Source organism: Streptomyces sp. NPDC097619 (assembly GCF_040302735.1).
Taxonomy (GTDB): Bacteria; Actinomycetota; Actinomycetes; order Streptomycetales; family Streptomycetaceae; genus Streptomyces.
The window spans coordinates 1-8,014 of sequence record NZ_JBEOSD010000241.1; the positions used below are offsets into that span (position 1 = coordinate 1).

An 8,014-nucleotide genomic window follows, 5' to 3' on the forward strand; every position below is an offset into this window, starting at 1 on the left:
CTCCGTCCGGCCGCGGGCGCGTCGGCGCGTCCGGGGTCAGCGCATCCGGGCGGCGGCGTCCCGCACGGCCTCGCGGATGCGGAAGTAGGTGCCGCAGCGGCAGATGTTGGCGATGGCGTCGAGATCGTCCTCGGTGGGCTCGGTGGTCCGCCGGAGGAGGTCGACCACGGCCATGATCTGGCCGGGCTGGCAGTAGCCGCACTGGGCGACGTCCTGCGCCAGCCACGCCTCCTGCACCGGGTGCAGCCGGTCGCCGTCGGCGAGGCCCTCGATGGTGGTGACCTCGCGGCCCGCGACCTCGGCCACGGGCACCACGCCGGGCCGGACGGCAGCCCCGTCGAGGTGGCTCGTGCACGCCTTGCAGACGTCGATGCCGCAGCCGTACTTGGGGCCGCGGATGCCGAGGAGGTCCCGGAGCACCCAGAGCAGGGGGAGGTCGTCGGGGGCCTCGACTGTGACGGCGCGCCCGTTGACGGTGAAGGTGTGCGAGGGCACGGCAGGACTCCTGGCTAGCGGGGGAAGGGGGTGAAGTCGACGTCGAAGTCGAGGGGGAAGCTGCGGGGCCGGCGGCCGGTGGCACGGGCCCAGGCGTTGGCGACGGCTCCCACGGCGGCCGGTACGCCGAGTTCGCCGGCGCCGCCGGGTTCGCCGGTGGCGGGCAGCACCACGATCCGCACGTCCCGGGGGGGTGTCCCGCTGCCGGGCGTAGTGGAACTGGCTGTAGCTGCCCTCCAGGGGCAGACCGCGCTCCAGGTGGAGTCCGGCGCGGAGGGTGGTGGAGATCGCGTCGGTGAGGCCCCCGAGGAGCTGGGCCTCCAGGCCGCGCGGGTTCACGGGCCGGCCCACGTCGGCCACGATCACGGCCCGGGTGACGCGGACGTGCTCCGGATCGCGGGTGTCGATCTCCACCAGGCAGGCGGTGCGGGAGCCGTACTCCTCGTGGAAGCCGATGCCCTGGGCGCAGCCGGGCGGGAGGGTCCGTCCCCAGTCGCCTTCGGCGGCGGCCCGGTCGAGGACGGCCCGTTGGGCGGCGTGCCGAAGGCGGGAGCGGCGGAAGGCCACCGGGTCCTCGCCGAGGGTGCGGGCCAGCTCGTCCATGACGATCTCCTCGGCGCCGCGGGTGTTGGCCGAGTACACCGAGCGCCAGGAGCCGGTGGGGATGCCGGTGGGCACCTCGGTGAGGGTCCGGGTGGTGAGGCCCAGGTGGTACGGGGAGGCCACGGTGGTGTGGAAGAGGGTCTGGGCGAGGGTGGCGTTGCCGAGTCCGCCCGGCAGGCTCGCGGCGGTGGCGGTGATGATCTCGCCGAGTCCGTGCCGGAAGTCGGTCTCGACGGCGGCCACCCGGTGCTCGCAGCCGAGGACCTCGCCGAGGGCGTGCGTGACCCGGATCCGGTGGTGGGTGGCGGGCCGCATCCGGCCGTGCCGCATGTCGTCGACGCGGGTCCACATCAGGCGGACGGGTCGGCGGCAGGCCCGGGAGACCAGGGCGGCCTCCAGGGCCGCGTCGAAGAACAGCCGCCGTCCGAAGGACCCTCCGGCCTGCACCACGTGGACGGTGACACGGCCCACGGGCAGGCCGAGGGCGGCGGCGATGGTCTGCTGCGCCACGATGGGGGACTTCAGTCCGGACCAGATCTCGGCCCGGTCCTCGCGGACGTCCGCGACGGCCGAGTTGGTCTCCAGGGGCGCGTGGCTCACGAAGGCGAAGTCGAATTCCGCGTCCAGGTGCGAGACGAGCAGCGGGGGCAGGAGCGGAGGCGGGACGGCCGCCTTGAGGCGGGCCCGGACCACGTCGTCGGAGAGCGCGTCGGCGGGTCCGGGACCCCAGGTCACGCGCAGGGCGTCGCGGGCGGCGAGGGCCTGCCCGAAGGTCTCGGCGACGACGGCCACGCCGGTCGGGACCGTGACCACGTCCAGCACCCCGGGGAGGGCCTTGACCTCGGTGGCGTTGGAGACAGCGCGGACGGTGCCGCCGAGGGTGGGCGGCCGGCGCAGCACGCAGGGCACGGCCCCGGGGACGTCGAGGTCCAGGGTGTACTGCTGACGGCCCGTCACCATGGCGCGGGCGTCGATGCGGTTGGCGGGCCGTCCCACCAGGGTGTGCCGGGACTCCGGCTTGGTCCGGGCCACGGGGACGACCAGGCCGGGATCCGCCGCGGCGCCGGTGAGGGCGCCGTATCCGGCGGTGCGCCCGTCGGGGGCGCGGACCGAGCCGTCGGCGGTGGTCAGTTCGGAGACCGGGAGGGACCAGGTGCGGGCGGCGGCGGCCAACAGCCGGGCGCGGGCCGCGGCGGCGGTGTGGCGGACCGGGCCGTAGAGGGAGCGGATCGCGTTGGAGCTGCCGGTGAGCTGGTTGAAGAGGAGTTCGGGACGGGCGTCCTCCAGGCGGACGCGGACGGCCTCCGGGGGAAGGTCCAGTTCCTCGGCGACGAGCACGGCCACGGCGGTGGTGAGGCCCTGGCCCACCTCGGCCCGGGGCAGCCGGAACTCCACCGTGCCGTCGGTGAGCACCCGCAGCACGAGCAGGTGCGCGGTGGGAGCGCCCGCCAGGATGAACAGGTCGCCGAGGTCCACGAGTTCGGCGATCTCGGGAAGTCCCGGTACGGCGGCGTGCGCGGACTGCGGGGCCAGGGCCTCGGCGCCCCACCGGGTGGCCACGGCCAGGGTGGGGGCCGCGATCAGGCCGGTGAGGAAGGTGCGCCGGTCGGTGCCGGACTCGGTGCCCGACTCGGTGTCGGACTCGGTTCCCGCCATGGTCGTGCCGCTCCCCGTCCCGCGTACCGTCCGGGCCGGTCCCCGGGCTGTTACCGGCACGTACAGTAGCGAGCCGCCGCACGGTGCGGAAGCGTTCGGTTCAAGCCATCCGGAGCGGGTCGGCGCAGGTCGAACGGCCGCCGGGCGTCCGGGGACCGCGTGTCCGAGACGCGCCGGGCCGCGGGATCCACTCCACGGGGGTGTCCCGTCGCACACAGATCCGCACCCTCCGGGCGCGGTGCGGCACGACTCGCACGAACCGGTCGCCCAGGGCGCGGGAGGGCCACGATTCCGGCCGCCGGACGATGACCGGACGGTGGACCGTTCCGCGCGCACGCGCGGTGCCCGAGGGGCCGGCGGGGTCGGCCGGGGGGCTTTCACGGGCGGCGCGGACGTCGGTTCGGGGGCACCGGTGTCCCCGCCCGCGCCTCGACGGCCCCACGCCTGACCGAAAACGTTCGCACGGACGGAACCGTCCGGCAGGCCCCGGGCATATGCCTTCAGCAAGAACAGGACGGATGTCGCCGAACACCTTACGGGCCCCCACGGGCTGTGCCACAGTCGTAGCCCGGTCCTTCCCCGCAGCTCCCCTCTCGCCGGGACCGCACCGCGCCTGTATCGGAGTCCCCATGCCGCCCCACGTGTCCGCGGATCCCGCCGCCCAGCAGCCACCGTCCGGATCGGTCGAGGCACTGATCCACCGGACCCGGCGGCTGCGGACGGAGCTGGACGCCGTCCGGCGGGACAACCTCGCGGACACCCGGGACGACCACGACCCCCACGGCCGCTGGCAGCGCACCCTGTACGACCTCGCCGCCGACCAACTCGACGAACTGGGCCGGCACTTGGGGAGGATCAGGGAAGGCGGACCCGACACGGCACCGGACGGCGGCGACCCGACGCGCCCCCGGGGCGAGGACCACGACGTGACGGACACCGCCGGAGCCCCCGCGGCCACGGACGGCGCCACGCGCGCGGGCACCGCGGAATGGGACCTGCTCACCGACGAGGTCCACTGGTCCGAGGAGCTGTACGCGATCTTCGGCCGCTCCCCCTCGGTCGGCCCGCTCCCGCTCGACGAACTCGGCTCCGTCCTCCTCGAAGACGATCAGCCGGTGCTGACGGCGATGATGACCGACTGCCTGATCGACGGCAAGCCCATCGACGGCGAATTCCGCATCCGCCGACCCGACGGCGCCGTCCGCACCGTGCACCTGCGCGGGGAACCCCTGCTCGACCCCGACGGCTGCACCGCCTCCATGTGGGCCGTGGTCCGCGACACCAGCGAACTGCGCCGCAGCCGCGAGGCCGTCCGCGCCAGCGGGGAGCACCTCCTCCGCCGTCGCCGGGCCGACCGCACCGCCCACCGGGTCGCCGCGGAGCTCCGCGAAACCGTACGACCGGCCTGGCACGGCCCGCTCCGCCTCTCCGACACCGGCAGCGCCACCGGAACCCTCGACGTGGCCGCACACCGCCTCCCCACCGCCCCCGGCGTCCCGGACGGCGGGGACTGGTACGACGCCCTCGCCCTGCCCGACGGCGGATCCCTGCTGACCGTGGGCGAACTGACCGGACAGGGCGTGACCGCCGCCTCGGGCACCGCCATGGTCCTCGGCGCCCTCCGCGGCATGGCCCTCGCGGGCATCACCCCCGGCCCCCTCCTCGGCTGGCTCGACCACCTCCTCGCGGACTCCGCCGGACCCGCCCTCGGCAGCGCCCTCTGCTGCCGGTACGCCCCCGCCACCGGCACCCTGCTCTGGGCACGGGCCGGACACCCCGCCCCCGTGCTCTACCGCGACGGCGGGGCGAGACTCCTCGAAGCCCCCGCGGGCGCGCTGCCGGGTGTCCCCGGGGACGCGGTGTACGAGCAGGCGGAGGCCCGACTCCGCCCCGGCGACCTGCTCGTCCTCCACACCGACGGACTGGCCCCCCGGCGGAGCCCGGCCGACACCACCGGACGGCTCCTGGCCCTGGCACCCCGACTCACCGGGACGCTCAGCGCGCGCGAAGCCCTCCGCACCCTCGTCACCGAGTTCGACGGCGCACCCCGTGAGGACGACGCCTGTCTCCTCGTCGCCCGCGTGGACGGCTGAACCGCACCCCCACGCCGCACCCCCACGCCGAAGGCACCCGGCGGGCACCACGAACCGCCCACCGGACCCGCCAGGGCACCCGGAGGATGCGGACCCGTGCCCGTGCCTGTCCCGGCCGAACGGCCGGTCCTCAGATCTCCGTGGAACGGGGCCGCCGCGGTGCCGGCGGGCTCTTGGGCAGGGCCAGCTTGATCTCCTCGCGCAGGTCCTCGATCTTGGCGTAACCGGCGTACTGGCCGGTCAGCCGGTACATCTCGCGCAGGCGGTCCCAGGTCCGGTGCGAGGAGGTCTCGCCGATGGACATCAGGGCCAACCGCGCGTACCGGTCGGCCTGTTCGGGATCGTCCGCGATGAAGCAGGCCGAGGCCATCGAGATGTAGTCGAAGATCTGTGACCGCTGGTGGCCGGCGGCCCGGAGCCGCAGTGCCTCCCGGGCGTGCCGCTGGGCGATCAGGGCGGCCGAGGGGTCGTGGTCGGCGAGGGTGCGGAAGGCCAGGGCCTGCATGCCGTGCATGTCGGCCTCGTCGAAGTGCTGCATCCAGCTGGGCGGGGGCACGTCCCCCCGGTCGGAGACGAACAGGTCCTCCGCCTCCCCGAGGGTCCGGCGCATCGCCTGCCCCTTGCCCATGGCGGCCTGGGCCCACGCCTCGATGGTGTGCAGCATGGCGCGGGTCCGGGGCAGGGTCTCGTCCCCGGAGCCCGACCGGGCCAACTGCATGAGGTCCAGGGCCTCGTGGGGCTTGCCCAGGTGCACCATCTGCCGGGCCGCCCGGGAGAGCGCCTCGCCGGCCCGCGGCCGGTCCCCGCCCTCGCGGGCCGCGTGCGCGGCGATCACGAAGTACTTCTGGGCGGTCGGCTCCAGCCCCACGTCGTGGGACATCCAACCCGCCAGGACCGCCAGGTTGGCCGCCACCCCCCACAGCCTGCGGTGCAGGTGATCGGGGTGGTGGTAGGCGAGCATGCCGCCCACCTCGTTCAACTGGCCCACCACGGCCTTGCGCTGGAGCCCACCGCCACGGGCGGCGTCCCAGGCGCGGAAGACCTCGACGGAGTGCTCCAGGGCGTCGATCTCCTCGGAGCCCATCGGGGCCGCTTCGTAGCGGTCGAAACCGGCGTTGTCGGCGTACAGGGGGTCGTCGTAGCGGGGTACGTCCCGGGAGAGGGCCGGGTCGGTGTGCAGCCAGTCGTGCATCGCACCGCTGAGCACCGATCCGGCGGTGAGCGCGGCTCCCGCGCCCATCAGTCCGCGTCGGTTGAGCATGAGGTCCATTCCCGTGAATTCGGTGAGGACCGCCGCCGTGCGCTCCGGCGCCCACGGCAGGCCGTCGGGGTTGTCCTTCACCCCCGGGGCCTGCCGTCCACTGGCGCGCCGTTGACGTACGAACCCGAGGTCCTCGATGGTCACGACACGGCCGAGTCGCTCGGTGAACAGGGCGGCCAGCACCGTCGGCACCGGTTCGCGCGGGGTCTCCCCCATGTCGATCCAGCGACGCACCCGCGAGGTGTCGGTCGCCAGCTGGTGGTGGCCCATGGCCGCCGCCTGCCGGTTGACCAGCCTGGCGAGTTCGCCCTTCGACCAGCCGGCCAGGCCGAACAGGTCGCTCAGGCGGGTGTTGGGTCCTCTGCTCACGTCAAGCCCCCAGGTTCTCGGCTGTGTTGACAGTAACCCCCCGGCAGATGCGAGTGGACTATTCGCCAGGGTTCGCCAGGGTCCGCCAGATGGTGTGCCACCCACGCGGGGGTGTCAGGTAGAGATGCGCCTCCCCGCCCCGGTCACCACGAAGGGAAAGGGCAGGAGCGGCACGGCCGCGGTACGGCACTCCCCAGGGTGTCCCGCACGCGGCCGGACCGCTCCACCGCGCCACGGACCACTCGAAAGGTTCCGGGCCGGGAAGGCGTACGCAACTCGTCGGCCACGAAGGGATCAGCATCCGCCATGTACGCAGCATCGTCCTCCGTGTCCGCCCCCGTACGCCCGTACCGCACCTTCCAGGCGGGTGGCGGCCCCTACCTCGACCCGGCCCGCGGGACCGGCGGTCCGGCCGCCGCCCCGGCGCGGCTGCGGCGGGTCCCCGGGGCCACCGACCGCCCGCTCAGCGGCAGACTCGACCTGTCCGGCCCGCAAGGGGCCCAACTCCGCACGGCGCTCGCCTCCGTGCACCGGATCTGTCCCGAGTTCGCCCCCGTCCAGGTGCTGCGGCGCAGCGGTCGGTCGGTCCTCCTGGTGGGCACCACCGGACGGACCACCGCCGTCGCGAAGGTTTTACTGGACCACTCGCCGGCGTGGGCCGAACGGTACCGGCACGAAATAGCTGCGTACCGGGCGTTCGTCCGGCACCGGCCCCCGGTCCGCGTACCCCGGCTGATCGCCGCGGACCCGGAGAACTGCACGCTCGTCGTGGAGCGGATGCCCGGCCGGGTCGCGGCCCTGCAGCGGCACCCGGTGGAGGCCCCGCCCCGCGCCGACATCCGGACCGCGCTCGGCGCCCTGTACCGGGTCAACCAGTGGCGGCCCCCCACCGAGCTGTTCGGTCGCCCGCTGGACTACGCCTCGCGGATCTCGCGGTACCACGAGCTCGGCCTGCTCACCGACCGGGACCTGGGCGACCTCCAGAAGCTGCTCCACGGGGTGGCGCTGGCCGGAGCCCGCAACCCCGGCTCCCAGTGGCAGTTCAACCACGGTGACGCCCTGCTGTCGAACCTGCTCCTGTCTCCCGCCGGACCGGTGCTGCTCGACTGGGAGCACGCGGGCTGGTACCTGCCCGGGTACGACCTCGCCACCCTCTGGACGGTGCTCGGGGACGCCCCCGCGGCCCGCCGCCAGATCAGCCAGCACGCCCAGGCCGCGGGCCCCGTGGCCCGGGACGCCTTCCTCCTCAACCTGATGCTGGTCCTCACCCGGGAGATCCGCACCTACGAGATGGCCGTCCAGCGGGCCGTGGCCTCCGCCCCGCCCGTGCTCCCCGGCGCGGCGGGCATCAGCCCGGCCGTGGCCTCCGGGGAGGAGCAGCGGCTCCTCCTGCGGCGTCTGCACGACGACTGCGGAATGGCCCGCCGGGCCGTGCGGGCGGCCGTGGGCACCCGCTGAGGACCGGTCCGCCGGGTCGGGAAGCAAGGCCGAAGGAACACCACCGGAGTCCCGGGGTGCGCGACGTGGTCGCGCGCAC

At 74.7% G+C, this 8,014-nt stretch carries 4 protein-coding genes and 1 pseudogene; 2 read left to right on the top strand and 3 right to left on the bottom strand.

Going from position 1 to position 8,014, the window contains the following annotated elements:
• Nucleotides 1–36: 36 nt before the first annotated feature.
• The gene (locus tag ABTZ17_RS35095) at nucleotides 37–495 is read right to left on the bottom strand and encodes a (2Fe-2S)-binding protein (RefSeq protein ID WP_352199868.1); all 459 of its coding nucleotides are present in this window, start codon (nucleotides 493–495) and stop codon (nucleotides 37–39) included.
• Nucleotides 496–744: 249 nt separating this feature from the next.
• Nucleotides 745–2,754: pseudogene (locus ABTZ17_RS35100) on the bottom strand (xanthine dehydrogenase family protein molybdopterin-binding subunit); the annotation flags it as partial.
• A 629-nt stretch (nucleotides 2,755–3,383) separates the two neighbouring features.
• On the opposite strand from ABTZ17_RS35100, the gene ABTZ17_RS35105 reads away from it, so the two are divergent.
• Nucleotides 3,384–4,847, top strand: coding sequence for a PP2C family protein-serine/threonine phosphatase (locus ABTZ17_RS35105; RefSeq protein ID WP_352199865.1), 1,464 nt, complete (start codon nucleotides 3,384–3,386; stop codon nucleotides 4,845–4,847).
• Between the two features lie 130 nt (nucleotides 4,848–4,977).
• On the opposite strand, the gene ABTZ17_RS35110 is transcribed toward ABTZ17_RS35105, so the two are convergent.
• Nucleotides 4,978–6,477, bottom strand: a complete 1,500-nt coding sequence (locus ABTZ17_RS35110; RefSeq protein WP_352199866.1) for a DNA-binding protein NsdB — start codon at nucleotides 6,475–6,477, stop codon at nucleotides 4,978–4,980.
• Between the two features lie 306 nt (nucleotides 6,478–6,783).
• Here ABTZ17_RS35110 and ABTZ17_RS35115 point away from each other — a divergent pair, with 306 nt between their 5' ends.
• Complete coding sequence (locus tag ABTZ17_RS35115; RefSeq protein WP_352199867.1) at nucleotides 6,784–7,935, top strand: aminoglycoside phosphotransferase family protein; 1,152 nt, start codon at nucleotides 6,784–6,786, stop codon at nucleotides 7,933–7,935.
• The last annotated feature ends 79 nt before the right edge of the window (nucleotides 7,936–8,014 follow it).

What these genes read in the sequence shown, in the direction of transcription:
- ABTZ17_RS35105 (WP_352199865.1), top strand. Translation starts at nt 3,384, where the DNA reads ATGCCGCCCCACGTGTCCGCGGATCCCGCCGCCCAGCAGCCACCGTCC.
- ABTZ17_RS35115 (WP_352199867.1), top strand. Translation starts at nt 6,784, where the DNA reads ATGTACGCAGCATCGTCCTCCGTGTCCGCCCCCGTACGCCCGTACCGC.